We start from the raw sequence: 26,838 nt of genomic DNA, 5'->3' as shown, positions 1-26,838 counted from the left end.
CGCTTTTCAGTCCGTCGATCGGGTGTTATTAACATTAAATGTGATTAATTAGCAAATTTATTCATGGGGTCGCGGATTTGAATACCCCATTAAACCCAATGCTTGATGTTGCTGCATCTGAGGCCGCGTGGGGGTCCTTTGGCCTCCTTGAGCCTGGCCCAACTGATTCACTCATCATTCCGGACGCACATCTCTTCTCGGGCGAATATGCACGTTCGGGCCCCGATCTCATCATTTCTGATCCCAACCATCGGGTCTCGATTCACAACTACTTTCTCGGTGAGAAGCGTTCGCCGCTCATTTCGGCAGACGGCGCGCAACTCGATGCGAGAGTCGTCGAAGCGCTGACGGGCTATCAAACCTTTGCTCAAGCCGGAGGAAATGCGGCGCCTGTAAAGGTCATCGGCCATGTCGCCACCATAACGGGAAGCGCCAGCATCGTTCGCAATGGCGTTACCATCGAAGCGAACAACGGGGACGTGGTCTATCAGAACGACGTTGTGCAGACTGGAAGTGGCTCTACCATCGGCCTGGTTCTAATCGACGGCTCAACGTTCAACCTAAGTGCAAACGCTCGCTTCATGTTGAACGAATTGGGGTATGAAGGGCAGAGTAGTGCGAGCGGTACCTTAGTCAGTCTGACGAGTGGCGCGAACCATTCGATGTTCACTCTCGTCCAAGGCGCGGCCAGCTTCGTCGCTGGCCAGGTCGCCAAAACGGGTGACATGCAGATCGCGACGCCAAGTGCCGTGATTGGAATTCGCGGTACCGCAGTTCTTCTTAACGTCGATGCGGTGGATGGGCAGGTCTCGATCTCGGTTGCCGATCAGCAAGATGGTCAGATTCATTCCGTGCAGGTCTTCAAATGCGTCCCAACTAACTTGCTTCAAGGCGTTTGTACCGCGGGGGATCCAATCGGAATAGTTACCAGCGACGGTCCATCGCTGACCATCACGCCAACTGCCAATTCGAGGTGATCACCCAAGCCATCAGTAAGAGCCCAGGCCAGGTCGCGCAGGAATTCAGCGCTTTCCAGCAGGTGTTGACGACCTACGATATCGGCAAACAGATGGCCCCAGACACTCCGGCACCTAGCGACGGCAAGCGAGGAGATGCCGATACAAAGTCGCTGCAGAAGTTCGCTGGGAGTCCTCCACCATCACCTACCGAAGCCTCGACCACCGTCATTGCAGACGACGTGAAGGGCCAAGCGGGTGGCGGATCGATCACTCCGGTTTTTGTGACCCTAGCTTCCGTCACGGGAAGTTCTGCGTCCGCATCGAAACCGCTCGTCCCCGTTTTGGATACGCCGCAAGCTGTTGTCGCGACTTCGTTCGGACCTGTAATTATCAGCAGCGCAGGCGGTCCAATCAACCAAGGAAGTCAGACGATCAGCGGAACTGTTGATGCCGCTTTCGTTGGAAGCACGGTGACGCTGTATGACACCTACAACGGTGTCACCACGCAAATTGGAACGGTTACTGTCCGCTCTGGCGGCGTTTGGAGCATAGCAGTCACGCTGGCAGGTGACGGCGACCACAGCATCGTGGCTTTGGACCCTAACGCCAACGTTACCACGAGCGGATCCGTTGTTTTCACCCTGGACACGGCGGCGCCGACGGTTGCGATCACCAGCACCGGCGGACCGGTCAACCAGGCCAGCCAGACCATCACCGGCACGGTCGACGTGGCCGACGCCGGCGCCAGCGTCACCATCCTCGACGGCACCACGCCGATCGGCACCGCCGTCGTGCAGGGCAATGGCAGCTGGAGCACCACGGTCAGCCTCAACAACGGCAGCAACTCGCTGACCGCACGGGTGAGCGATGCCGCCGGCAACACCGCCACCAGCAGCGCGGTGGTCTACACGCTCAGCACCACCGGGCCGACAGTGACCGAGACCCTCACCGTCGACACCGGCAGCTCGGCCACCGACCACATCACCGCCAACCCGGCGCTGAGCGGCACCGGGCTCGCCAACACCGTGGTGCATCTGACGATCGATGGTGTTCTCAGCACCACCACGGCGACCACCGATGCGCAAGGCGCGTGGTCGTTCCTCCCGAGCGGGCTGGCCGATGGATCGCACACCATCGTCGCAAGCCAGACCGACAGCTTCGGCAACACCGGTTCGGCCTCGCTCAGCTTCACCCTGGACACGACTGCGCCGACGGTTGCCATCACCAGCGCCGGCGGACCGGTCAACCAGGCCAGCCAGGCCATCACCGGCACGGTGGACGTCGCCGACGCCGGCGCCACCGTCACCATCCTCGACGGCACCACGCCGATCGGCACCGCCATCGTGCAGGGCAATGGCAGCTGGAGCACCACGGTCAGCCTCAACAACGGCAGCAACTCGCTGACCGCACGGGCGAGCGATGCCGCCGGCAACACCGCCACCAGCAGCGCGGTGGTCTACACGCTCAGCACCACCGGGCCAACGGTGACCGAGACCCTGGTCGCCGACACCGGCAGCTCGGCCGCCGACCACATCACCGCCAACCCGGCGCTGAGCGGCACCGGCCTTGCCAACACCGTGGTCCACTTCACCATTGACGGCACTCCGGTCGCGGCCACCGCCACCACCGATGCGCAAGGCGCGTGGTCGTTCCTCCCGAGCGGGCTGGCCGATGGATCGCACACCATCGTCGCAAGCCAGACCGACAGCTTCGGCAACACCGGTTCGGCCTCGCTCAGCTTCACCCTGGACACGACTGCGCCGACGGTTGCGATCACCAGCACCGGCGGACCGGTCAACCAGGCCAGCCAGACCATCACCGGCACGGTCGACGTCGCCGACGCCGGCGCCAGCGTCACCATCCTCGACGGCACCACGCCGATCGGCACCGCCATCGTGCAGGGCAATGGCAGCTGGAGCACCACGGTCAGCCTCAACAACGGCAGCAACTCGCTGACCGCACGGGTGAGCGATGCCGCCGGCAACACCGCCACCAGCAGCGCGGTGGTCTACACGCTCAGCACCACCGGGCCGACAGTGACCGAGACCCTCACCGTCGACACCGGCAGCTCGGCCACCGACCACATCACCGCCAACCCGGCGCTGAGCGGCACCGGGCTCGCCAACACCGTGGTGCATCTGACGATCGATGGTGTTCTCAGCACCACCACGGCGACCACCGATGCGCAAGGCGCGTGGTCGTTCCTCCCGAGCGGGCTGGCCGATGGATCGCACACCATCGTCGCAAGCCAGACCGACAGCTTCGGCAACACCGGTTCGGCCTCGCTCAGCTTCACCCTGGACACGACTGCGCCGACGGTTGCCATCACCAGCGCCGGCGGACCGGTCAACCAGGCCAGCCAGGCCATCACCGGCACGGTGGACGTCGCCGACGCCGGCGCCACCGTCACCATCCTCGACGGCACCACGCCGATCGGCACCGCCATCGTGCAGGGCAATGGCAGCTGGAGCACCACGGTCAGCCTCAACAACGGCAGCAACTCGCTGACCGCACGGGCGAGCGATGCCGCCGGCAACACCGCCACCAGCAGCGCGGTGGTCTACACGCTCAGCACCACCGGGCCAACGGTGACCGAGACCCTGGTCGCCGACACCGGCAGCTCGGCCGCCGACCACATCACCGCCAACCCGGCGCTGAGCGGCACCGGCCTTGCCAACACCGTGGTCCACTTCACCATTGACGGCACTCCGGTCGCGGCCACCGCCACCACCGATGCGCAAGGCGCGTGGTCGTTCCTCCCGAGCGGGCTGGCGGATGGATCGCACACCATCGTCGCAAGCCAGACCGACAGCTTCGGCAACACCGGTTCGGCCGCGCTGAGCTTCACCCTGGACACGACTGCGCCGACGGTTGCGATCACCAGCACCGGCGGACCGGTCAACCAGGCCAGCCAGACCATCACCGGCACGGTCGACGTCGCCGACGCCGGCGCCAGCGTCACCATCCTCGACGGCGCCACGCCGATCGGCACCGCCATCGTGCAAGGCAATGGCAGCTGGAGCACCACGGTCAGCCTCAACAACGGCAGCAACTCGCTGACCGCCCGGGTGAACGATGCCGCCGGCAACACCGCCACCAGCAGCGCGGTGGTCTACACGCTCAGCACCACCGGGCCGACAGTGACCGAGACCCTCACCGTCGACACCGGCAGCTCGGCCATCGACCACGTCACCGCCAACCCGGCGCTGAGCGGCACCGGGCTTGCCAACACCGTGGTGCATCTGACGATCGATGGTGTTCTCAGCACCACCACGGCGACCACCGATGCGCAAGGGGCGTGGTCGTTCCTCCCGAGCGGGCTGGCGGATGGATCGCACACCATCGTCGCAAGCCAGACCGACAGCTTCGGCAACACCGGTTCGGCCTCGCTCAGCTTCACCCTCGACACGGCGGCGCCGAGCGGTGGCACGCCGGACCTGACGGCGGGCTCGGACACCGGCACCTCGAACACGGACAATCTCACGTCGGCGACGGCGCCGACCTTCACGGTGGCGCTGACCCCGACGGCTGCGGTCGGCGATACGGTGCAGCTGTTGCTGGGCGGCTCGCCGCTGGCCCATCCGGTCACGCATGTGATCACGGCCACTGACGTGACGGCAGGCAGCGTCAGCCTGACGGTGACCGCCGGCGATCTCGGAGCCGATGGCACCAGGCAGATCGCGGCGCAGTTCAGCGATGCCGCCGGCAACAGCTCGACCACCTCCGCGCTGAGCTTCACCCTGGACACGACTGCGCCGACGGTTGCGATCACCAGCGCCGGCGGACCGGTCAACCAGGCCAGCCAGGCCATCACCGGCACGGTCGACGTCGCCGACGCCGGCGCCACCGTCACCATCCTCGACGGCACCACGCCGATCGGCACCGCCATCGTGCAGGGCAATGGCAGCTGGAGCACCACGGTCAGCCTCAACAACGGCAGCAACTCGCTGACCGCACGGGCGAGCGATGCCGCCGGCAACACCGCCACCAGCAGCGCGGTGGTCTACACGCTCAGCACCACCGGGCCAACGGTGACCGAGACCCTGGTCGCCGACACCGGCAGCTCGGCCGCCGACCACATCACCGCCAACCCGGCGCTGAGCGGCACCGGCCTTGCCAACACCGTGGTCCACTTCACCATTGACGGCACTCCGGTCGCGGCCACCGCCACCACCGATGCGCAAGGCGCGTGGTCGTTCCTCCCGAGCGGGCTGGCCGATGGATCGCACACCATCGTCGCAAGCCAGACCGACAGCTTCGGCAACACCGGTTCGGCCTCGCTCAGCTTCACCCTGGACACGACTGCGCCGACGGTTGCGATCACCAGCACCGGCGGACCGGTCAACCAGGCCAGCCAGACCATCACCGGCACGGTCGACGTCGCCGACGCCGGCGCCAGCGTCACCATCCTCGACGGCACCACGCCGATCGGCACCGCCATCGTGCAGGGCAATGGCAGCTGGAGCACCACGGTCAGCCTCAACAACGGCAGCAACTCGCTGACCGCACGGGTGAGCGATGCCGCCGGCAACACCGCCACCAGCAGCGCGGTGGTCTACACGCTCAGCACCACCGGGCCGACAGTGACCGAGACCCTCACCGTCGACACCGGCAGCTCGGCCACCGACCACATCACCGCCAACCCGGCGCTGAGCGGCACCGGGCTCGCCAACACCGTGGTGCATCTGACGATCGATGGTGTTCTCAGCACCACCACGGCGACCACCGATGCGCAAGGCGCGTGGTCGTTCCTCCCGAGCGGGCTGGCCGATGGATCGCACACCATCGTCGCAAGCCAGACCGACAGCTTCGGCAACACCGGTTCGGCCTCGCTCAGCTTCACCCTGGACACGACTGCGCCGACGGTTGCCATCACCAGCGCCGGCGGACCGGTCAACCAGGCCAGCCAGGCCATCACCGGCACGGTGGACGTCGCCGACGCCGGCGCCACCGTCACCATCCTCGACGGCACCACGCCGATCGGCACCGCCATCGTGCAGGGCAATGGCAGCTGGAGCACCACGGTCAGCCTCAACAACGGCAGCAACTCGCTGACCGCACGGGCGAGCGATGCCGCCGGCAACACCGCCACCAGCAGCGCGGTGGTCTACACGCTCAGCACCACCGGGCCAACGGTGACCGAGACCCTGGTCGCCGACACCGGCAGCTCGGCCGCCGACCACATCACCGCCAACCCGGCGCTGAGCGGCACCGGCCTTGCCAACACCGTGGTCCACTTCACCATTGACGGCACTCCGGTCGCGGCCACCGCCACCACCGATGCGCAAGGCGCGTGGTCGTTCCTCCCGAGCGGGCTGGCCGATGGATCGCACACCATCGTCGCAAGCCAGACCGACAGCTTCGGCAACACCGGTTCGGCCTCGCTCAGCTTCACCCTGGACACGACTGCGCCGACGGTTGCGATCACCAGCACCGGCGGACCGGTCAACCAGGCCAGCCAGACCATCACCGGCACGGTCGACGTCGCCGACGCCGGCGCCAGCGTCACCATCCTCGACGGCACCACGCCGATCGGCACCGCCGTCGTGCAGGGCAATGGCAGCTGGAGCACCACGGTCAGCCTCAACAACGGCAGCAACTCGCTGACCGCCCGGGTGAACGATGCCGCCGGCAACACCGCCACCAGCAGCGCGGTGGTCTACACGCTCAGCACCACCGGGCCGACAGTGACCGAGACCCTCACCGTCGACACCGGCAGCTCGGCCGCCGACCACGTCACCGCCAACCCGGCGCTGAGCGGCACCGGGCTTGCCAACACCGTGGTGCATCTGACGATCGATGGTGTTCTCAGCACCACCACGGCGACCACCGATGCGCAAGGGGCGTGGTCGTTCCTCCCGAGCGGGCTGGCGGATGGATCGCACACCATCGTCGCAAGCCAGACCGACAGCTTCGGCAACACTGGTTCGGCCTCGCTCAGCTTCACCCTCGACACGGCGGCGCCGAGCGGTGGCACGCCGGACCTGACGGCGGGCTCGGACACCGGCACCTCGAACACGGACAATCTCACGTCGGCGACGGCGCCGACCTTCACGGTGGCGCTGACCCCGACGGCTGCGGTCGGCGATACGGTGCAGCTGTTGCTGGGCGGCTCGCCGCTGGCCCATCCGGTCACGCATGTGATCACGGCCACTGACGTGACGGCAGGCAGCGTCAGCCTGACAGTGACCGCCGGCGATCTCGGAGCCGATGGCACCAGGCAGATCGCGGCGCAGTTCAGCGATGCCGCCGGCAACAGCTCGACCACCTCCGCGCTGAGCTTCACCCTGGACACGACTGCGCCGACGGTTGCGATCACCAGCGCCGGCGGACCGGTCAACCAGGCCAGCCAGGCCATCACCGGCACGGTGGACGTCGCCGACGCCGGCGCCACCGTCACCATCCTCGACGGCACCACGCCGATCGGCACCGCCATCGTGCAGGGCAATGGCAGCTGGAGCACCACGGTCAGCCTCAACAACGGCAGCAACTCGCTGACCGCACGGGCGAGCGATGCCGCCGGCAACACCGCCACCAGCAGCGCGGTGGTCTACACGCTCAGCACCACCGGGCCAACGGTGACCGAGACCCTGGTCGCCGACACCGGCAGCTCGGCCGCCGACCACATCACCGCCAACCCGGCGCTGAGCGGCACCGGCCTTGCCAACACCGTGGTCCACTTCACCATTGACGGCACTCCGGTCGCGGCCACCGCCACCACCGATGCGCAAGGCGCGTGGTCGTTCCTCCCGAGCGGGCTGGCGGATGGATCGCACACCATCGTCGCAAGCCAGACCGACAGCTTCGGCAACACCGGTTCGGCCGCGCTGAGCTTCACCCTGGACACGACTGCGCCGACGGTTGCGATCACCAGCACCGGCGGACCGGTCAACCAGGCCAGCCAGACCATCACCGGCACGGTCGACGTCGCCGACGCCGGCGCCAGCGTCACCATCCTCGACGGCGCCACGCCGATCGGCACCGCCGTCGTGCAGGGCAATGGCAGCTGGAGCACCACAGTCAGCCTCAACAACGGCAGCAACTCGCTGACCGCACGGGTGAACGATGCCGCCGGCAACACCGCCACCAGCAGCGCGGTGGTCTATACGGTGGGCGTGCCCGGCGCCATTCTCGGCGACGCTGGCGACAACACCCTGACCGGCACCGCTGGGAACGATGCATTCCAGGGCTTCGGCGGCAATGACACGATCAACGGCTTGTCGGGTGTTGATCGGGCGGTCTATGTCGACGCGACCGGGGGCATTACCGCCGATCTGACTGCCGGGACCGTGACGGGACCAGGCGTCGGCACCGACACTCTCATCGGTATCGAAGCCATCCAGGGCAGCAATCTTGCCGACCACTACTCGGCGGTCGGCTTCAGCGGTAACTCCGGGGTGCCTGGTACGCCAATTGGCTTCAACAGCTTCGAAGGCATGGGGGGAGATGATATCATCGTCGGCACGGTCAATCCTTCCGGCGAGAGTTTGACTCGTATTTCCTATGTCAATGCGGCAGCAGCAGTCATCGTTGATTTTGTCGCAGGCACAGCGAGCGGCGATGCGTCGGTCGGCAACGACACCTTTACAATCGTCAATTCAGTCATTGGGTCAGCATTTGGCGACGCGCTGCGGGGCAGTGACAATCCGAATGGTACTTTCGAGCAATATGACGGTCGTGCTGGTAACGATCTGATCGATGGCCGCGGCGGCTACGATTTCGCCATCTATAATAACGACGTCACCACAACCACGGGCATAACCGTTAATCTTGCGGCCGGAACCGTCACTGGCGATGCGACGATCGGAACCGATACGCTGCGTTCGATGGAAGCCGTCCGCGGCACCAACTTCGCTGATACTTACGATGCCACTGGTTTCAGCGGTACCAGCACCAATGCCGGATCGAGCGGCACCTTCAATAATTTTGAAGGCATGGGCGGCAACGATGCAATCATCGGCAATGGCAACACCCGACTCCAATATACGCAATCAAGCGCCGGCGTGACGGTCGATCTCCTTGCGGGCACTGCGACCGGCGATGCCTCGGTGGGTACCGATACGTTCACCGGTGTCAACGCCGTCATGGGATCGATGTTTGCGGACGTCTTTTCGGGAAGCGGCGCCAACGAGAACTTCATGGGCCTTGCCGGCGACGATCTTATCAATGGAAACGGCGGCTTCGATACGGCGCAATACGCCAATCTAACCTTCACGACGGGTGGGATCAGCGTTCACCTTGCGGCAGGAACGGTGATCGGCGATGCATCGAGCGGCACCGACACCTTGCGTTCGATCGAAGGCATTCAGGGAACCAATTTTGTCGATACGTATGATGCCACGAATTTCGGCGTCAGCGGCGCTATCGATCCTGCAACCGGACTTCCCTATGCCAACATCGGCAATAACGGCAACCTCAATCAGTTTGAAGGAATGGGTGGTAACGACATCATCACCGGCAACGGCAATACCCGTCTGATCTACGCCAATGCAACCGGCTCCGTGACGATAACTTTTAGTCTCAATGGCTGGACCAGCACCACCAGTGGCGCGTCGGGTACAGTAACCGGTGATGGGTCAGTGGGCATCGATACGTTCTCGGGTGTTGGCTCGGTCTCGGGATCGTCATTTGCCGACACCATCACCGGCTCTGCCAATCCGAGTGGTACGGCGGAAGATTTTTCCGGGCGCGCCGGCAATGACTTCATCGACGGCAAAGGTGGGTTCGACAGGACATTCTACAACCACGATGGTTCGGCTTCAGGTATTCAAGTCGATATGGCTTCGGGCACGGTGTCAGGTGACGCTGCCATCGGAACAGACACCCTTCGATCAATTGAAGCGATCCGCGGGACCGCCTTCGCCGACACTTATGTCGCGACCAATTTCGGCGTCTCCGGGCCAAATGTCGGTGATTTCGGTACCTTCAACGAGTTTGAGGGGATGGCCGGCGATGACACTATCACGGGCAACGGTAATACCCGCATCGCATTCTACAATGCTCTGGATGCTGTGACCGTAGATCTCGCCGCTGGCAACTCCCACGGAACGGCCTCTGGCGATGTTGCGGACGTCGGTACAGATGCATTCACCGGCGTGAATGCTGTTCGTGGCTCGGGTTTCGCTGACGTCATTATTGGCAACGCTGGAAATAACACGTTGGACGGTCAAGCGGGGAACGATTTTATTCGGGGCGGAGCTGGCGCCGATACGCTGATAGGGGGCGCTGGCGCTGATCAGTTTGTCTTTGCTGCCGTTTCCGAGTCGACTGTTGCAAGCCATGACACGATCAGCGACTTCGTTCATGGGACAGACGTCATTGACATTTCGGGTATCACTGGAGCCACGACCGTCCAAGGCTTGATAGCCGGTAGCACGCAGGTGGCTGCGCATAGTATCGCGTGGATCCAAAGCGGCGCGGACACGATTGTTTATGTTAACAGTTCCGGGGCAGCTCAGAACCAGGGTTCGGCGGATATGGAAGTCGTCTTAACGGCCGTAACAGCAAGCAGTTTGGCCAATTTGGACTTCTTCCATGTCTAACAATCGAATCCTTCGCTCCTTCCGCTCGGCCCGCTTACGCCGCGCGTGAACAGCTTGAGATTTCGGTCGGTGAATGCAGGGGCTTCGGTCGCCCCGTCAGACGCGCTTCGCAAAAGATTTTTTTCGCACCGTGATAATTTTATGGAAAAGCTCGCATCTACCCGACTGGAAAGAACTCCTATTGGTCGTCGCACCGGTTGCACCGAAGCCCGAAGCGGGCTGGAGGCAAAGCCGAAGGAACGGCGGATGCCGAGAATTCTCCAGGAACGACTGGATCAAGTTGAGCGCGAAATCGAACTATACCTAGAATTTGATAAGGCCGAGAAGGATCGGCTGAATCGCGAGTCTTACCTGTGGACCGCAGAAGATCGCATCGAGTGGCAGGAGACGCAATCGGCCAATGCTCAAAGAGTTCGTGGATTGCTCGAAGAACGTGACGCTCTGCGCAGGCAGCTGGGTTTGTAAGGGCGTCTAGTCGATGCCCTTGAATTTGTATCCGTCGATCGCCGGCGGCCTGCCGGGCTTTAGAGGTTGAGAGCGTTGCGACTCCGCAACGGCTAACAGCAAGACGAGGAGCAAAGCCCAAGCGCTTCGACGGAGATAGTCAGCTCGGCGAAAAATGGAGGCGCGCCGGGGCCGAATATCGGCTCGCGCGGCTCTTTACGATCGGACCGATGATTGTCTGGCAGAAGGTTAGTTTCAGAGCATCTGTTGAGCACTACGGACAACGGCCGATCAGCGCGGCTTTTCATGCAGTGGTCGTCGATCGGTTCTTGTGCAGTATCTCCATCACGCTTCGCTTTTTGCGCTGATCGTACCGATGCTGCGATGAACGTGCCAGAAAGTGTGAGCAATCCGCCAGTCAAACCGATATGGTGACGCGATGCATATCGCACCGGGTGAAGGAGATGGAGGGTCGCGCTGCCAGCTCGAGGCGTTCTGCAGGGTATAGTACTCGGCCTCGTCCGCGAACTCGGGCGCGATGCCGATCAGATCGATGCGGCGCAGGGTCGCTGCGATTCGCCTGTTCGCGCTAGATCTCCAGTAGCTGGTGGCGCAAACATCGATAGCGCTGGATCTCCCAGGATGGTTCAGCGGCATCGTTCGCGAGCGGCCATTCGATGGCGGATCGCGGCGCGAGGTCGGCAAAGATCGCTTGCCCGCAGCGATTGGTGGTGCTCGCGGCTCTCACCAGGCAACAGCAGGGGAGGCGGCGCCAGCAATTCGAGCTGAACCGGCATGGCGTTGACGGTGGGCTGCTGTTCGGTTTGGAAAGGGCCGTTCATCGCCGTCTCGCCTCCGAAGCGACGTGTGCGGACATGCTGCTGTCGACGATCGTTGCCGGGCTGGCAATCCCGTGGACGGGGCTTGCCGCCCACAAGTCCTGCGCGACCGGCAATGGCGCGATCTGCATATCGGCCCACCAGGCTCGCTCGTTGCCATGGCGGTGCAGGTCCCGGTGGTGGGTGCGGCACAGCGGCACGATGAACTCTTCGCTGACCTTGCGGCCCAGGGATCGCGGTTGCGCAAACTTCAGGTGATGCGGATCGGACGGAGACTGCTGGCAGACCAGGCAGGGCTGTCCGCGCACAAACAGCCGGTGGTCCTTGCTGCGCTTGCGCGGCGGCTCCTTGGGGATGGCAAGCCCCGCCTGTTCGAGGTTGCGCTCAACGTCTGATGCGGATGGCGGCGAGGCTTTCTCGACGCGTGTCTGGTAGGCAGCTCCGACCAGCCGGGCGTCCGGCTCCAACAACGTGTTCTTGAGCGGCAGGTTGGTCTTGGCCCATCCCAACAGGTCCGCGTTGTCTCGCAAGCCGTCCAGTTGCTCCAGCAGACGCTGGCGCAGATCTGCCGAGGCTTGTGGGCCGAGCATCGGTGCGCGGGTGAGAATGCTCTTGGCGGATTTGGCTTTCGGGTTCGTTGGCGGCGCGGCGGGCGCTGCCGCGGTGATCAGATCTGGCGCATCGAAATCGTCTTCGCCAGCAATGCCGACCAGGGTGAACAGCGCGTAGCGGCGGGCATATGTCAACGCTGCGCCCATCCGCTGCGGAGCCGCCATGTCGGCGGCCGGGCATACCCGCCAATCCGAGGCGATCCATTCCCCGGAGCTGTGCAGCAGGGTGGTTGTGAGCTTGATCAGTGCTGTCGCTGGCTCGACGGCGGTGGCCTGAATGATGGCGATCTCATGCTTACTCAGGCACTTGCGCACGATCTCCAGCCCGCTCGCCAGTGACGCATAGCGGAAGCTGCGGCTTTCTTCCCGCGGGAAGGGCGAGGCGATGGTGGGCGGTGAGGGACTTCTCGGGATTTTGCAGTTCAGCCTGCGCGCGGGCTAACGCGCCGGCGATTTGGCTGATGGATTGACTGAAGGGCTGCATCATCGCTGGCTCTCTGAACTGGCCAAAGGCAAAACTACTGCCGGCAGGCGGAATATGAGTTCCGCTGTCATTAGATCATTGAGAGCACGCTGACGCGTGTTCGTCGAGCGCCGTTACCGATCTTAGAAGCTCGTGTCCGAATTCGCGTCCAATGCATGCCGCGATCTGGGCGACTTCCTTTACCGGCGCCAATCGATCGAGGCGCGCCATCAACGAGTCCTGGAGCGTCGTCGGGATCGCTAGGGGCGGCAAAGGACCAGGTTCGCCATGATTCCCTCCCTCAGATTAGCCTTGGTGGCCCTCCCCTGGCCAGTCCGCGAAATCGGAACTCGCGGGAACAGGACGTGCTATTAGGCCGCGGACGAAACGCGGGCACATCCATACTTCCGCTGAGGGCTACGAGCGCCCTTTTCCGACTTCCTAGATTTCACAACGGCAGGGGGATGGGCGCAGCAAGTCCAATTGTCGGAAGTCACGCCGAGCCCGGTATAGGAGGCGAGTTTGGCGAACGTGATCGGCAGAACCTAGTTTTCGAGCTCGACATATCCCCGAAGCCTGAAGACGATGTCGGGCACAGCGTGGCGCAGGCGTGCAGCGTCTTGCGACGTAGTCGAGAACGGTGCGAACCTGATCATGGCGTTCCAAGGTCGACTTCCGTAGACGGTGATCGAGACTCCGGATTCCGGAAAGCCATCCATTTTGCGAAGCTCACCAAGGACGAGGTCGGCGATCGCCACCGCGGGCAGCCGCGCTCGTTTTTCATCGGGGCCGCCCGGGGACAAGGGAACGAGCGGCTTGGCTGGCGGCGCTGCCGCGACCGCGGGCTCCCGTTGGAGTGTTGACGGCATCTCCGGCGCCGGAGGCGCGGCGACGGGCGACGCGGACCGAGCAAAAATACCACTGATTAACGCCGCAAGGCCTGCATTTTTCGCGTCATCGCTCATCGCTCTCTCGCAGTTGAGGGTAGCCTAGCAGCTTTCCGAAAGGATACCACCACGCTCTGAGCAAGCGCAGGGCGGTTCCTGTGTTCGCGATCGAACATTCAGGCGTGCAAAGTTTCGCTAAGCTTCTCCTCAGCGAGATACCTGATTCACGAAGGGGCGTCGAAGGTGTTGGGTGGTCTGGTGATGCGCTGGCGTATGCGCAATTTTTTGTTGATTTGTCCATCTTGCAAAAATGCCGCTACCGCGATCCACGGGCGCTACATGCTCGGCCAGGAGCGATTGACGTGCGATCGCTGCGGAGCGACTGACTGTGTGACTTTCTGGCGTTTTGAAGGGATCGCTCACCGCGCGTCCGCGATGAGCGGTCGGAAGGACTCTTGCGTTCAGGGCTAGTTAGCACGCCGCTTTTTTGGGGGATAAGAGAATGACAAATTGTGTGATCGTTCGGGCCTATGGAAGGCAATTGGATCAGTTGCGCGGAGAGGCATCCCGCATTTCGCGGGCAAACAAAATCGACTGGTGGATCGAGCGCGGCATCCAAGGCACACGATTTTGCTTTGAGGACGCTGAGGCGAAGAGGGCGTTCGTCTCAATCTGCGAAAACGTCGGTGTTTCGCATATTGATGGCGCCCGGCCCGCGTGAACAGGCGGGACCGCGACTGGTTTGGTCGAGGCGTTCTCCGAATGCCTTGATGGCGGCAGCAGCCAACCGGAGCGTGAGCATCGAGACTAATTCCATGATGTTCGGAGCGACCCAGGCTCAAGGCTGGGGGAAAGTTGAGCCCGGCCTTACATCGGAATCCAGGCAACAATGAATCGGCTTGTTGAGTCCTATCCGGCCAGGACGTCCTCGCGCGACTTCAGCAGGCGTTTGGCCAGCCGATGGCGTATCCGAGCGGGTCATCGAAGCGAGTGCGCCTTGCATGTCACGCGAAGGATCCGGACTGCGCGAGCCGAATCAGCATCGTGAGAAGTCGATCCTGGCCAGCGCTTCACCCGGGTTGTCGGCTTTGCCACAGTCGTCGGACGGCTTGGGGTTGCAGTCTTTCCGCGGCTGGCAGCAGTCCTTCTGTGAATGGCAGTCGTCGTCCTTGGCGTCTTTCCAGTCACTATCGCGCTTCGAGCAATCGCCCGTGGGGTCACCGGGGCAGTCATCGTGGCCGGTCTCGGCCGATTTCGCACCTTCGGCGGCAAACCCGGTGACGCCGACATCTTGCGCAGGCCCCGCTTCTCGTCTGAGGCTCGTCATTCCGACCCGAAACGGTCTGGCCGCCGCGGCAAGATGGATGATCATATCTGTTCCATGGGTAATTTCCGGTCGGTGCGCTACGCTCACGCGAGTCATACTAAGGTGCCGGAGATTCGCATTGATTTCCTTTTCCTTCTCGGTGTCGAGATGTGCCGTGCCCTCGTCCAGAAACAGGATCTTTGGTCGGCGATAGAGCGCGCGCGCAAGCAATACTCGCTGTTTCTGCCCGCTAGACAACGAGCTTCCCATGTCACCGATGAGGCTGTTGTAGCTCATCGGCATTGCCATGATGTCGTCGTGGATGCCGGCAATCCGCGCGCAATCGATCATCGCTTGCAGATCGAATGCTGTATCAAAAAAGCAGATATTGTCGGCAATCGATCCCGACAGCAATTGATCCTCCTGCATCACCGCGCCAATCTGCTCGCGATAAGCGCGCGGTCCAATCTGGCCTAGCGGAAGACCGTCGATCAGAACCTCTCCGCTCGTTGGCTCGAGCAGCCCAAGCATAATCTTGACAAGAGTCGACTTGCCGCAGCCCGATGGTCCCATGATCGTCACGAATTGTCCGGGAGCAACGCACAGATTGACGTTGTTAAGAATCAGAGACTCTCCTTCTGCATACCGGAAGCACACGTTGCGCAGTTCGATCGCGCCGCGAATCTGCCGGATATACGACAGGTCCAGGTGGTGCCCGCGCTCGAGCGGGGTGAGCGCAATGTCGGCGAGACGCTCCAGGTGCAGTCCGAGAATGCGGACATCTACCAGCTTCTCGATCAACAGCGCTGTCCGCTCAGCGAACTGCAGCTTGTAGCTGACGAACGCGAATATCATTCCAACCGTGATGAGGTTGTCCAGTGCGAGACGAGCGGCGAGGTAGATCGTGATTACGTTCTCCAAGCCAAATATCGTGTCGTTCATCGCTTTGAAGCTGATCCTCGCCCGGCCTAGCCGCACGTTGGCGTTAATATACGCAGCATAGCGATTCAGCCACTGGCCCTCCCGTTCGTTCTCTCGGTTGAGCAACTTTAGGCTTTGCACCGCTCGCACGGTTTCGATGAAGGTGGAGTTCTCGTCTGCCTTGCTGTGAATGGCCACTTCGCTCCGTTGTCGGAACATCCCGAAGAGAGCGAGCCGCAGGGCGGCATACAACGCGAACGCCAGCAGGACGACAAGTCCGAGCTGGATGCTGTAGGTGAACATCAACACCAGCATCAACACCGACATGAGACCGTCGATCAACCCCGTGATCAATCCCTCCGCGAGCACGTTGCGGATGGGCTCGATCGAATTGAAGCGTGACAGGATGTCGCCGATGTGCCGCTTTTCGAAGAATGAGAGCGGCAAGCGCACCAAATGATGAAACAGCCGCGCGCCGATTTGAAAGCTCAACGTGTTTTGCAGAACGAGAATAATGAAGGAGCGGGTTGCGGTCGAGGCGATCCGTATCAGGAGAAGGAGCGCGAATCCTAGCCCGAGTACGACCAGGAGATCGACATCTCCCCTGGCGATGACCTCGTCAACCGTGAGCTGCATATAGAAAGGGGCGGCGAGGAGAAGCAATTCGATGACCACTGACAGAACTAGTATTTGGGCCAGAGCATAATTGCTTCCGTTCATTCCGCTCCAGAAAACCGAGAACGGCAGTCGCATTCTCTCATCTGTGCGGCAGAACGTTTCAGTAGGCGAGAGTTCGAGCGCGACCCCGGTAAGATGTCTTGATGCTTCAGTGAGGGGAAACCATTTCTCGCCGGCTGCCGGATCGTGCACCACGATCCCTTTCCTCCTGTACGCTTTCAGTACAACGAAATGAGCCATGTCCCAGTGCAGAATAGCCGGCAGACGCAATTGGCAGAGATGGCCGATCTCGATTCGCAGCGGCCGACATGACAGCCCCAGGTGAGCTGCTATCTGCATGAGGTCGCGGAGAGTGACGCCCTTTAGGGACACTGGATGCCGCCGCCGCAGGCTGTTCAAGTCAGTTCGATGACCATGATAAGACGCTACCATGGCAAGACACGCGAGCCCGCATTCCGTCGCCTCCGTCTGCCGAATGACCGGGAGGACTCTGCGTCCGCTGAAATTCAATAGTCCCTGCATGAGCTACATCCTTGCGCTTAACACCGGATCAAGCAGCCAGCTCATCAGGGACCGCTGCTCGAGGATCACGTCGGCCCTGAGCAGCATGTCCGGCTGAAGCGGCATCTTACGGCCATAGGCGTCGATGTCGGGCCGCTCGAGAGCCGCAGTCACACGGTAAGCCGGTTCCTTGAGGGCGATCGGCCCGGTCGTTTCGTTGCCGGTCAGAATGGTGTGAGAGACGTTGGTCACGCTGCCGCGGTAGGTGCCGAATTTCTGGTAAGGAAATGCATCGTAAAGTATCCGAACCTGCTGGCCGGGACGCACAAAACCAAACGCGCGTGTCGGAAAGAACAGCTCGGCCTGCAAGGGCGCATCAACGGGAATGATTTCGAGCTGCATATGCCGGGGATCCGCGATTTGGCCCATTGTCGCCTGCAGCGTCGATACGCGCCCACTCGTTGGCGCCTTGATAACGTAAGCCTGCCGCCCATTCACTTCGGCCACGCGCTGTTCGATCGAGGACAGTTCATTACGCAGTCCTCGGATCCTCTCTGCGGCGATGGTTGGGAGTTGCTCGAGTGTATGCCGAGCGTCTGTCAACTGGGTGTGTCGCGCGGTGATCTGCTGATCGAGCGACACCACACTCTGCTTTTGCTCAAGTGCGGCCTGCTCGCGGCGCTTGAGCTCAATCGTTGGTAATGCGCCGCTCGCGGTTAGCTTAGCGCCCGTTGATACGAAGCTCTCGGAAAGTTTCAGTCGCTCGTTTTGGATGTTCCGCTGGTCCTCGAGTTGGATAATCTCTCCTTCAATCCCCTTGATCGTGGAACCGAGGCGATCCCGTTCTGAGGCGGTTCGGCGATCTTCGGCATCGATCTGTCGCTCGACCACATTCCGTTGCTGCGTCAGCACCGCAAGTACGGTCGCATTGACGTCATCGCCATTGGCCGTGATTTGGGAAGTAACTATGGTCAGGAGCGGGTCGCCCCCCGAAACCTCTTGCCCCTCCTTCACGTGTATCGCCTTGATGAAGCCCTGTTGTGATACGAAAATCTTAGCTGTGCCGGAGGTCGGCGTCAGATACCCGGAGACGGTCTCCTTGCGGGCGTATTGCGCGATGGAGAGAAAACACAAAATGAATACAACGAGCGCCGCAAGGCTCCAGCTAAGAAGTGTGCTCGACAGCGGCTGCAGCAATACGACCTCACCCCAGGTGTGGCGCTGATGCAAAAAGTCGACGGCTTCCTTACGAAACAGAGTTGGTCGGTTCGCCATGGACGCACCTTGCTGAAGCGCTGCGCGGAGTATCTTTCCGCCAAAGCAAGACTGCGGATGGCTACCGGAGAACCGCTTCCCCTGCTGGAGAAGCGGTTCGCCGATGCATCCCGCCTTTACCCAATAAAGACTTGGGACTGCTTGGACAGCAGGCCAACCTGAACTTGGTTTCCGCTGAGCACATTGATGTCGCCAGTTCGGATCAGTGATCCGCCATCCTGGCAGCCACAGCCGCCGGTGCCGGCGGCCACGAGGTCGAGCTCCTCATCAGACAGTTCGATAGGGTGAGCAAGTTTGGTCATCTCCAGCATGTTGGTCTCCTTTCGATGTAAGTGGCGGAACATTGATGTAACTGTTGCCACGTCATCACTAGGTGCGAGACGCCAATCTGGATGCACGGTCGCGTAAATTTTGTGAGCGGCACGTGTTTGACGCTTGTTGTATCGCGTTCTGCAGCGTCGTGTGCAAGGCGCTTTAAAGTGGGACTCGGTGGCGGCTTCGTCACAGTGAGTTGGACGGTCTGGTCTGCTGGATGTTCTGCGCGGCTGAGATGCGACATCGCGCCTTCGAAGGAAAGCGCGATGACGCGCCATGTGGCGAGCTCGGCCCAAGAAGCGCCTTAGCTTGTTTCGATCGCTGCACTCATCGCGGAAGCTGCGCAAGTCGCCGCGCCCTGTCACGTCCTGTCACATAGCGTGTTGAAGGTGCTTCGAATGTCCCTCGATGGCATTACATGGTGGTCGGATCCGATGCGTGCTCTGAAGTTATAAACGCGACTAGCGACGATGTTGACGCTCTCCATTTTGGAAGTTGGCTCGAGGACTTACGTTGCTCCTCTCAGCGGCTCACCTGGCCGCCGAGAACGACGTGCTATGGTCCGCCTGCACTCTGACGACCACGTCACCCTTTGGCGATTGGGAAAAAAATTTTTGAAAACTTCCGGGAACGAAGTCGATGCTTGCTGACTTGAGTTCGCCGAAAGCGATTTCGTATTTTTTTAAAATAGATCATTTAAATGAATTAAATGCGCGATATTAAATGCCGCAGGCCCTGTGCGTGAAAATGTCGCGCATCTGCTCTGCCTTATGAGGGGTGACTTCGACCATGCCCCATCAGTGCCTCGATTTAACAAACGCAAGGTCTCGCTGCGGCGTAGCGCGCCATGACAGCTGTCTCACTGGCGAGACGGCTCTTAATTACGAAACAGCTCTGCTTGAGTGCGCCTCCGGATCGCAGTCCGCCGTCGGCCAGATCTACGCGCGGGAGAAGGAACAGTTGCGCGCGATGGCGCACCGTATCGTGCACGACAGATCGCGTTCCGAGGACGTCATCCACGACGCATTCGCGCAGATTCTCCGATATGCGGAAAACTTCGATCCTGCACGAGGATCCGCCCGGGGCTGGATTTACGCGATCGTCCGCAACACGGCGCTCAAGATGCGGCAGAACGCCAGGCGCGAACTCGCGCTCGAGGACGATGCATTGAATGCCATTTGCGCGCGCGAGCAGGCCGCTCCGAACCCTGCCTCTTGTATCCCAGACAGCATGACGCTGCGAACCATGCTCGATCAACTCGAGCCACAGCGCCGCGCGAGCCTGCTTCTGGCGATCGTCGACGGGCGCACGCACGAGGAGATTTCCGAATACCTCCGGGTTCCTGTCGGAACCGTCAAGGCGTGGATCCGGAGAGAGCTTGTGGCCATGCGCCGGCAGCTCGAATGACGCGTGAATTGTTTTTTCGCCGCTGCATCCATCGGCGTGCTTCGGCGACAGTAGGGGTGATGGCGCGGTGATCCGGGCAGGGCACGCGCGCGTGACGCACGTGCCCGCGACTGTCGCAAAGCTGAAGCGAGGAGCGAAGCCATGTCTATCCTGAGCAGTGTTACGAGCATTCTCGGGCTGATAAAGGGCGCCCCACCCGAGCAATGCACGTCAACCAAGCCCGACGATTATGACGACGGCAGGCTGTCAAAATGGAACGACGATCACAGCGCTGACGACGACTGCTCGAAAAACGGCGACGGCAAGGACAATTATGCCAAGCTTAGCGGCGCCTACCCCAAGGGCGACTACCCAGAGCACGATGGGGGCTGGAAGGACGCCAACGACGGCGAATACCAGCCCAAGGACCATTGCGATCTCGAGCCGGCTGACGATGGCAGCAGGGGCGACACCGATCGCAGTCCGGGTGACGCGCTGGCCAAGTTCGACTTCTCCCATAGTGAGTTCGCGGGTGATATCAGCTCGCACGGTCCAGATCATTCGGGTGACATACACGGCGCGCTAGCTTCGATGTCTTGCGACGATGCGCTCGAATACGCCATCGGTTTGATGGGCCCAATGGATCACTTCGACGTAGGGCATTTCGACACGGCGACGGATACGTCGCACGACACGGACGCCTGACATGCCGAAGAGACTCGCCTGGCGGTGAATGCTGCCGGGCGAGGGTGATTTTTGATCAAGAAAGGCGGCGGTCATGCACCAGGTAGAAAAGCGCGAATTGTTCGAACAAGAGCGGAAGATTTTCGAAGCCGGAGTGCAGCGCGCCGACAAGCGATCCGGCTCTTTCAGTTTCTTGACCGGGTCGTTCTTTATTGCCCAGCTAGTTGCCTGCGAGGAGTTTCTTGCCGCCCCGTTCAAATCTGCGCTGGCCAAGCAAGAAGACGCGACAGCCGCTCAAGCAGGTGCGGGGCCGCAAGGGACAAATGACGAGCTGCCTGCGAGCGATCCCGCGAAACCGGGCGCGGAAGATGAGAGGCCAAAAGGGCCGGCCGCCTCGTGGGACACGCATGTGGCTCAGCTCGATCCGACCGGGCTCCTGGCGGAGCCGCATGAAGACGCGCCCAGACCGAGCACCGCTCGTGGCGAAGCAGTCGCTACTGCGAACTCTGGGGGTGGGGGTGGGAGTGGCGACGAGGTCGATTTTTGCAAGCACCATGCTCACGCCTCAGCCGACGTTAGTTGCGTCAGTCGCGTCAACTCGCTTTCAGCGGATTCCGACCTCGGAAGCACTCAATTGCCGGGTGAGTCAACGCTCGAATCCGTTGGGTCTAATGTGCTTTGCGACTCGTTTAGCCCGTCGATCGTCAACTCCTTTCCCCCGCTTGGAATGCTCGGCGGCCTTAGTAATGACGTGGTGGTAGGGATTGCGCCGGTCGAGGCGGCGGTGCCGCCGACGCTCGCGACGGCGAGCGACATCGTCATCACGGTGTCCAACGACGTGGCCGGCACGATTGCGTCGGTCGCGGCGATGGTGCCGCCGGCGCTCGCGACCACGAGCGACTCCGTCAGCACGCGATCCGATGACGAGGCCGGCGCGATCGCGCCGCTCGAGGCGGCTGTGGTGCCGGCACTCGCGACGGCGACCGACACCGTCAGCGCGCTGCCCAACGACGTGGTTGGCGCAATGGCGCCGGTCGAGGCGGCGGTGCCGCCGGCACTTGCGACGGCGAGCGACAGCGTCACCGCGCTGCCCAACGACGTAGTTGGAACGATTGCGCCGGTCGAGGCGGCGGTGCCGCCGGCACTGGGGACGGCGACCGACACCGTCAGCGCGCTGCCCAACGACGTGGTTGAGCCGGTCGCGCCGATCGAGGCGGCGGTACCGCCGGCACTCGCCGCGGCGACCGACACCGTGAGCACGCTATCCAACGACGTGGTTGGCGCAATCGCGCCGGTCGAGGCGGCGGTGCCGCCGGCACTGGCGGCAGCGAGCGACAGCGTCGGCGCGCTGCCTAACGACGTAGTTGGAACGATTGCGCCCGTCGAGACGGCGGTGCCGCCGATCCTGGCGACGGCGACCGACAGCGTCAGCAGGCTATCCAGCGACGTGGTTGGCGCAATTGCGCCGGTCGAGTTGGCGGCGCCGCCGGCACTGGCGACGGCAACTGACAGCGTCAGCACGCTACCCAACGACATGGTTGGCGCGATTGAGACGGTCGAGGCGGCGGTAGCGCCGGCACTCGCCACGGTGACCGATACCGTGAGCACGAGACCCAACGACGTGGTTGGCGCAATTGCGCCGATCGAGGCGGCGGTGCCGCCGGCACTGGCGACTGCGACCGACACCGTCAGCGCGCTGCCCAACGACGTGGTTGGCGCGATCGCGCCGGTCGAGGCGACGGTGCCGCGGGTGCTCGCGACGGCGACCGACAGCGTCAGCACGCTATTCCACGACGTGGTTGACGCAATTGCGCCGGTCGAGGCGACGGTGCCGCCGGTGCTCGCGACGGCGACCGACGCCGTCAGCACGCTGCCCAACGACGTGGTTGGCGCGATTGCGCCGATCGAGGCGGCGGTGCCGCCGGCGCTGGCGATGGCGACCGACATCGTCAGCACGCTATCCAACGACGTGGTTGGCGCAATTGCGCCGGTCGAGGCGGCGCAGCCGACGCTCACGACCTTCGCCGACACCGCGGGCACGCTGCCCGACGACGTGGTCGGCGCGATTGCGCCGGTCGAGTCGGCGGCGCAGCCGACGCTATCGACTCTGGCCGACACTGCGAGCACGCTGCCCGATGACGTGGTTGGAACAATTGCGCCGGTCGAGGCTACGGTGCCGCCGGCGCTTGCGACGGCGATCGACACCGTGAGCACGGTGAGCAACGAGGTGGTTGACCAGACGACGGGTCCAGACACTCAGTCGACCGCGTTGTCGCAAACGGTTGCATCGGAAAGCACGGGAACTGACACGCTTGATAGTTCAGCATCACCCCTTGAGATCGCGGAGGCGGAACTGATCACCGGTAACGGTGCCCCTGGTCATGTATCACAGCCCACCGATGTGGCTGGCAATGCACTTGCGAGTGGCGCGCCGGTCCTTGACACGAGCGCACCTGTGCTAACCACAACAGTTGCCGCTCTGACCAATCCGGCCGGCGAGGTGTCGCATCCCGTCGACACGGACAGCGTGGCTGGCGATGCTTTGGCGAGTGCGGCGCCCGCTGCTAACACCAGCGAGCCTGCGCTCGCCACAACGGCTGCCGCTCTGGCAGATGCGCCGAGCGACCTGTCGCAACCTGCCGACACGGGTAGTGTGGCTGCCGATGCTCTGGCGAGTACGGTGCCGGTCCCTGACACGAGCGAGCCGGTGCTCGCCACAACGGCTGCCGCTCTGACCAATCCGAGCAGCGACGTGTCGCATCCGGCCGACACTGGGACCGTGGCTGGCGATGGTCTTGCGGGTGCCGCGCCGGTCCTAGACACGAGCGAGCCCGCGCTCACCACAACGGCTGCGGCTGCGACCGATGCGACCAGCGACGCGTCGCAATCGGCCGACACGGGCAGCGTGGCTGGCGATGCTTTGGCGAGTGCGGCACCGGTCGCGGACATCAGCGAGCCGGTGCTCACCACAACGGCTGCCGCGCTGACCGATGCGCCGAGCGACGTGTCGCAACCGGCGGACACGGGCAGCGTGGCTGGCGATGCTTTGGCCAGTGCGGCGCCGGTCGCGGACACGAGCGAGCCGGTGCTCACCACAGCTGCGGCTCTGACCGATGCGCCGAGCGACGCGTCGCAACCGGCCGACACGGGCAGCGTGGCTGGCGATGCCTTGGCGAGTGCGGCGCCGGTCGCGGACACGAGCGAGCCGGTGCTCACCACAACAGCTGCGGCTCCGACCGATGCGCCGAGCGACGTGTCGCAAGCGGCCGACACGGGCGGTGCGGTTGGCGATGCCTTGGCCAGTGCGGCGCCGGTCGCGGACACGAGCGAGCCGGTGCTCACCACAACCGCGCTGACCGATGCGCCGAGCGACGCGTCGCAACCGGCCGACACGGGCAGCGTGGCTGGCGATGCCTTCGCGAGTGCGGCGCCGGTCGCGGACACGACCGAGCCGGTGCTCACCACAGCTGCGGCTCCGACCGATGCGCCGAGCGACGCGTCGCAACCGGCCGACACGGGCAGCGTGGCTGGCGATGCCTTGGCCAGTGCGGCGCCGGTCGCGGACATCAGCGAGCCGGCGCTCACCACAGCTGCGGCTCCGACCGATGCGCCGAGCGACGTGTCGCAACCGGCGGACACGGGGAGGGTGGCTGGCGATGCTTTGGCGAGTGCGGCACCCGTCGCTGACACGACCGAGCCGGTGCTCACCAGCACCGGAGACTCGCTCAGCACCCCCGCGACCGAACCGGTGGCGCCGGCCGTGCCGGACACCAGCAGCGCTCAAGCTCCTGGATCGGCCGACACGCTTCTTGCGCTCGCCACCACCGCTGACGCACCGATCGAGAGTTCGGCATCCGCCACCACTGCCCCGGAGAACGTCGTGACGGACACCTCAAATGCCGCGGCGACGACCGCCGTCGCGGGCGATGTGATCGCGTTGAACGATGCGCCACCGCCGCCGGCAGATTCGCTGTTCAACGGAACCCAGTATACAGACTATGGCGTCACGCTCAGCAGCGAGATCGCGCCCTCCCAGACTGCCGTGTCGCAGGCGGACACCGCATCGGCGCAAGACGTTTCGGCGCCGCTGGCTGCCGACGTCCAAAAACCCGCGCCGCCGCCTCCCGACATCGTGGATAATACTCCGATCGATCATGTTGGAACTCATGATGCCATCCTCTAGTGGGAGGCAAACATGGCAGCTGTCGAGACACTGGACGATCCGCCGCGCAACCATCATTCCGGAGCTCAACATCGCGTCGCACCCGGCGGCGAGGCCCGCGACTATGTCGGACCTGTCAACGCGCTGGCCGCCTGGCGTTCGGTCGCGCGCACCAACCTCGTAGCGGTCGCAGCATTTTCGGTCGTTGTGAATCTGCTGATGCTCACGTTGCCGATCTACCTCTTTCAAATATCCGATCGCGTGCTGACGAGCCGTAGTCTCGAGACACTGCTGATGCTCTCGGCTCTCGCGCTGACGTTCATCGGTGTCCTCTCGATCGTGGACATTCTGCGTCGGCAGGTGCTGGGGCGTCTTGCGACCAAGATGGAAGCGGTGCTGGGCGGCGCAGTGCTGGCGAGCAGCATCAACAACGCCAGGGCCGGCGAGGGAGGAACCATCCAGGCGATCCGCAGCCTTCACCAGGTGCGGGGCTTCATCTCGAGCCCTATCATGCTTTTACTGATGGACGCGCCCCTCTCGCCCCTCTACTTCGCAGTCATATTCCTCGTTCACCGAGATCTGGGCTGGATCGCAGTCGTATCGGGTTTGGTCCTAGCACTTATTGCGCTGATCAACCAGAAAGCGACCTCGGAGCGTCTGAGCGAGGCTGGCCTGCATGCCGCCGAGGCCGATGCGGCGGCGGAGTCGCTGGCGCGAAATTCGCAGGTGATCAATGCGATGGGAATGCTCAGCGAAAGCATTCTCCACTGGGGGCGCCGGCAGGCGCCGGCGCTGACGGTGCAGAGCCAAGCCCTTGACCGGAATTTCTGGATCAGCGGTGCGTCGAAATTTGTCCGCCTCGTGGCCCAGATCACGATCCTTGGTACCGGTGCCTATCTGGCCCTGCACGCCGAGATCACCGGGGGTATGATGATCGCGGCTTCGATCATTGCCGGCCGCGCCCTGCAGCCGCTCGAGGGCTTGATTGAGGGATGGCGCAGCTGCGTTCAGGCGCGATCGGCCTATGCCCGCGTCAAGCAGGCCGTCGAGTCATTTCAGCGCGAGGCGCCTAAGCTGCGCTTGCCCAGACCGCAAGGGCGCCTGAGCGTTGATCGGGTCTTGTATCTGCCGCCGGGCTCGAAGGAGCCGGTGCTCAATGGCGTGTCGCTCGAGCTCGCGCCCGGAGAGTCTTTGGCCATTGTCGGACCGTCCGGATCGGGCAAGTCGACGCTCGCGCGCATTCTGGTGGGTTGTCTGGTGCCGACAGCCGGCAAGGTCAGGCTGGACGGAACGGAGCTGCGCAATTGGGATCGCCGCCAGTTCGGGGAATATAGCGGTTATCTGCCCCAGGAGGTCGAGCTATTTCCCGGGACCATCAAGCAGAACATCTGCCGCATGCGCGACGACTTGCCCGACGAGAGCATCTATGAGGCGGCGATATTGTCGGGAATTCACGACATGGTCTGCCAGTTGAAGCAAGGATACGAGACCGTGCTCGACCGCAGTGGCGGGCCGCTCTCGGGAGGACAGAAGCAGCGCATCGCGCTCGCCCGGGCTTTCTTCGGTAATCCGTCCCTTGTCGTGCTCGACGAGCCCAACTCGAATCTCGACGCGGCGGGCGAGCAGGCTCTGACCGAGACCCTGCAGCGCGCCAAGAGGCGGGGGGTCACCGCCGTGGTCGTAACCCTGCGCCCGGCGCTACTGAACAGTGTTGACAAAGTGCTGATACTGCGGGCCGGACGCGCGGAAGCATTCGGCTCTCCGAGCGAGGTGTTGCATCGCCTGGTTCGGTCGCCCGCCAGGGCCGGCGGTGATGAGCCGGAGCAGCCGCAACGCATCGAATCCTCGGGCGGGTGACCAGCGCG

General features: G+C 63.0%; 12 protein-coding genes. 7 read left to right on the top strand and 5 right to left on the bottom strand.

Annotation, left to right across the window (positions count from 1 at the left end; all coding sequences use genetic code 11):
• The first annotated feature begins 98 nt into the window (after window positions 1-98).
• The 3 genes from IVA93_RS29130 (at window position 99) to IVA93_RS29120 (ending at window position 10,966) form a co-directional block, all read left to right on the top strand.
• Window positions 99-977: a FecR family protein gene (locus IVA93_RS29130; RefSeq protein ID WP_247789288.1), complete on the top strand. Its 879-nt coding sequence runs from the start codon at window positions 99-101 to the stop codon at window positions 975-977.
• Between the two features lie 452 nt (window positions 978-1,429).
• Entirely contained in the window at window positions 1,430-10,501 is a 9,072-nt protein-coding gene (locus tag IVA93_RS29125) for an Ig-like domain-containing protein (protein WP_247789287.1), read from the top strand.
• A 141-nt stretch (window positions 10,502-10,642) separates the two neighbouring features.
• The gene (locus IVA93_RS29120; protein ID WP_018458868.1) at window positions 10,643-10,966 is read left to right on the top strand and encodes a hypothetical protein; all 324 of its coding nucleotides are present in this window, start codon (window positions 10,643-10,645) and stop codon (window positions 10,964-10,966) included.
• 817 nt (window positions 10,967-11,783) lie between these two features.
• Here IVA93_RS29120 and IVA93_RS29115 read toward each other — a convergent pair.
• The 5 genes from IVA93_RS29115 to IVA93_RS29095 form a co-directional block, all read right to left on the bottom strand.
• Window positions 11,784-12,710, bottom strand: coding sequence for an ERF family protein (locus tag IVA93_RS29115; protein ID WP_018458870.1), 927 nt, complete (start codon window positions 12,708-12,710; stop codon window positions 11,784-11,786).
• Between the two features lie 693 nt (window positions 12,711-13,403).
• A complete protein-coding gene (locus tag IVA93_RS29110; RefSeq protein ID WP_018458871.1) occupies window positions 13,404-13,823 on the bottom strand; it encodes a hypothetical protein in 420 nt (139 codons plus the stop codon).
• Between the two features lie 958 nt (window positions 13,824-14,781).
• Window positions 14,782-17,172: a peptidase domain-containing ABC transporter gene (locus IVA93_RS29105; protein ID WP_026233680.1), complete on the bottom strand. Its 2,391-nt coding sequence runs from the start codon at window positions 17,170-17,172 to the stop codon at window positions 14,782-14,784.
• A gap of 3 nt (window positions 17,173-17,175) precedes the next feature.
• On the bottom strand, window positions 17,176-18,426 hold the full coding sequence (locus tag IVA93_RS29100) for a beta-barrel domain-containing protein (RefSeq protein WP_018458873.1): 1,251 nt from the start codon (window positions 18,424-18,426) through the stop codon (window positions 17,176-17,178).
• Between the two features lie 116 nt (window positions 18,427-18,542).
• Window positions 18,543-18,737, bottom strand: a complete 195-nt coding sequence (locus IVA93_RS29095; protein ID WP_157643074.1) for a hypothetical protein — start codon at window positions 18,735-18,737, stop codon at window positions 18,543-18,545.
• Window positions 18,738-19,530: 793 nt separating this feature from the next.
• On the opposite strand from IVA93_RS29095, the gene IVA93_RS29090 reads away from it, so the two are divergent.
• From IVA93_RS29090 to IVA93_RS29075, 4 genes are all read left to right on the top strand, one after another.
• Complete coding sequence (locus tag IVA93_RS29090; RefSeq protein WP_026233681.1) at window positions 19,531-20,148, top strand: sigma-70 family RNA polymerase sigma factor; 618 nt, start codon at window positions 19,531-19,533, stop codon at window positions 20,146-20,148.
• Between the two features lie 141 nt (window positions 20,149-20,289).
• Entirely contained in the window at window positions 20,290-20,832 is a 543-nt protein-coding gene (locus IVA93_RS29085; protein WP_018458876.1) for a hypothetical protein, read from the top strand.
• Window positions 20,833-21,562: 730 nt separating this feature from the next.
• Window positions 21,563-24,994, top strand: a complete 3,432-nt coding sequence (locus IVA93_RS29080; protein ID WP_247369694.1) for a hypothetical protein — start codon at window positions 21,563-21,565, stop codon at window positions 24,992-24,994.
• A gap of 12 nt (window positions 24,995-25,006) precedes the next feature.
• Window positions 25,007-26,830 carry a type I secretion system permease/ATPase gene (locus IVA93_RS29075; protein ID WP_018458879.1) on the top strand — a complete coding sequence of 608 codons (1,824 nt, stop codon included), beginning with the start codon at window positions 25,007-25,009 and terminating at the stop codon, window positions 26,828-26,830.
• The last annotated feature ends 8 nt before the right edge of the window (window positions 26,831-26,838 follow it).

The organism is Bradyrhizobium sp. 155, from assembly GCF_023101105.1.
In the GTDB taxonomy this organism is placed as follows: Bacteria; Pseudomonadota; Alphaproteobacteria; order Rhizobiales; family Xanthobacteraceae; genus Bradyrhizobium; species Bradyrhizobium canariense_D.
Note: the sequence above shows the minus strand (reverse complement) of the source record. Positions and strands in the feature narration are given on the sequence as shown.

Coding starts and splice junctions, on each gene's coding strand:
- IVA93_RS29130 (WP_247789288.1), top strand. CDS start 99: ATGCTTGATGTTGCTGCATCTGAGGCCGCGTGGGGGTCCTTTGGCCTC.
- IVA93_RS29085 (WP_018458876.1), top strand. CDS start 20,290: ATGTCTATCCTGAGCAGTGTTACGAGCATTCTCGGGCTGATAAAGGGC.
- IVA93_RS29095 (WP_157643074.1), bottom strand. CDS start 18,737: ATGCTGGAGATGACCAAACTTGCTCACCCTATCGAACTGTCTGATGAG.
- IVA93_RS29120 (WP_018458868.1), top strand. CDS start 10,643: ATGGAAAAGCTCGCATCTACCCGACTGGAAAGAACTCCTATTGGTCGT.
- IVA93_RS29100 (WP_018458873.1), bottom strand. CDS start 18,426: ATGGCGAACCGACCAACTCTGTTTCGTAAGGAAGCCGTCGACTTTTTG.
- IVA93_RS29105 (WP_026233680.1), bottom strand. CDS start 17,172: ATGCAGGGACTATTGAATTTCAGCGGACGCAGAGTCCTCCCGGTCATT.
- IVA93_RS29090 (WP_026233681.1), top strand. CDS start 19,531: ATGCCCCATCAGTGCCTCGATTTAACAAACGCAAGGTCTCGCTGCGGC.
- IVA93_RS29075 (WP_018458879.1), top strand. CDS start 25,007: ATGGCAGCTGTCGAGACACTGGACGATCCGCCGCGCAACCATCATTCC.
- IVA93_RS29110 (WP_018458871.1), bottom strand. CDS start 13,823: ATGAGCGATGACGCGAAAAATGCAGGCCTTGCGGCGTTAATCAGTGGT.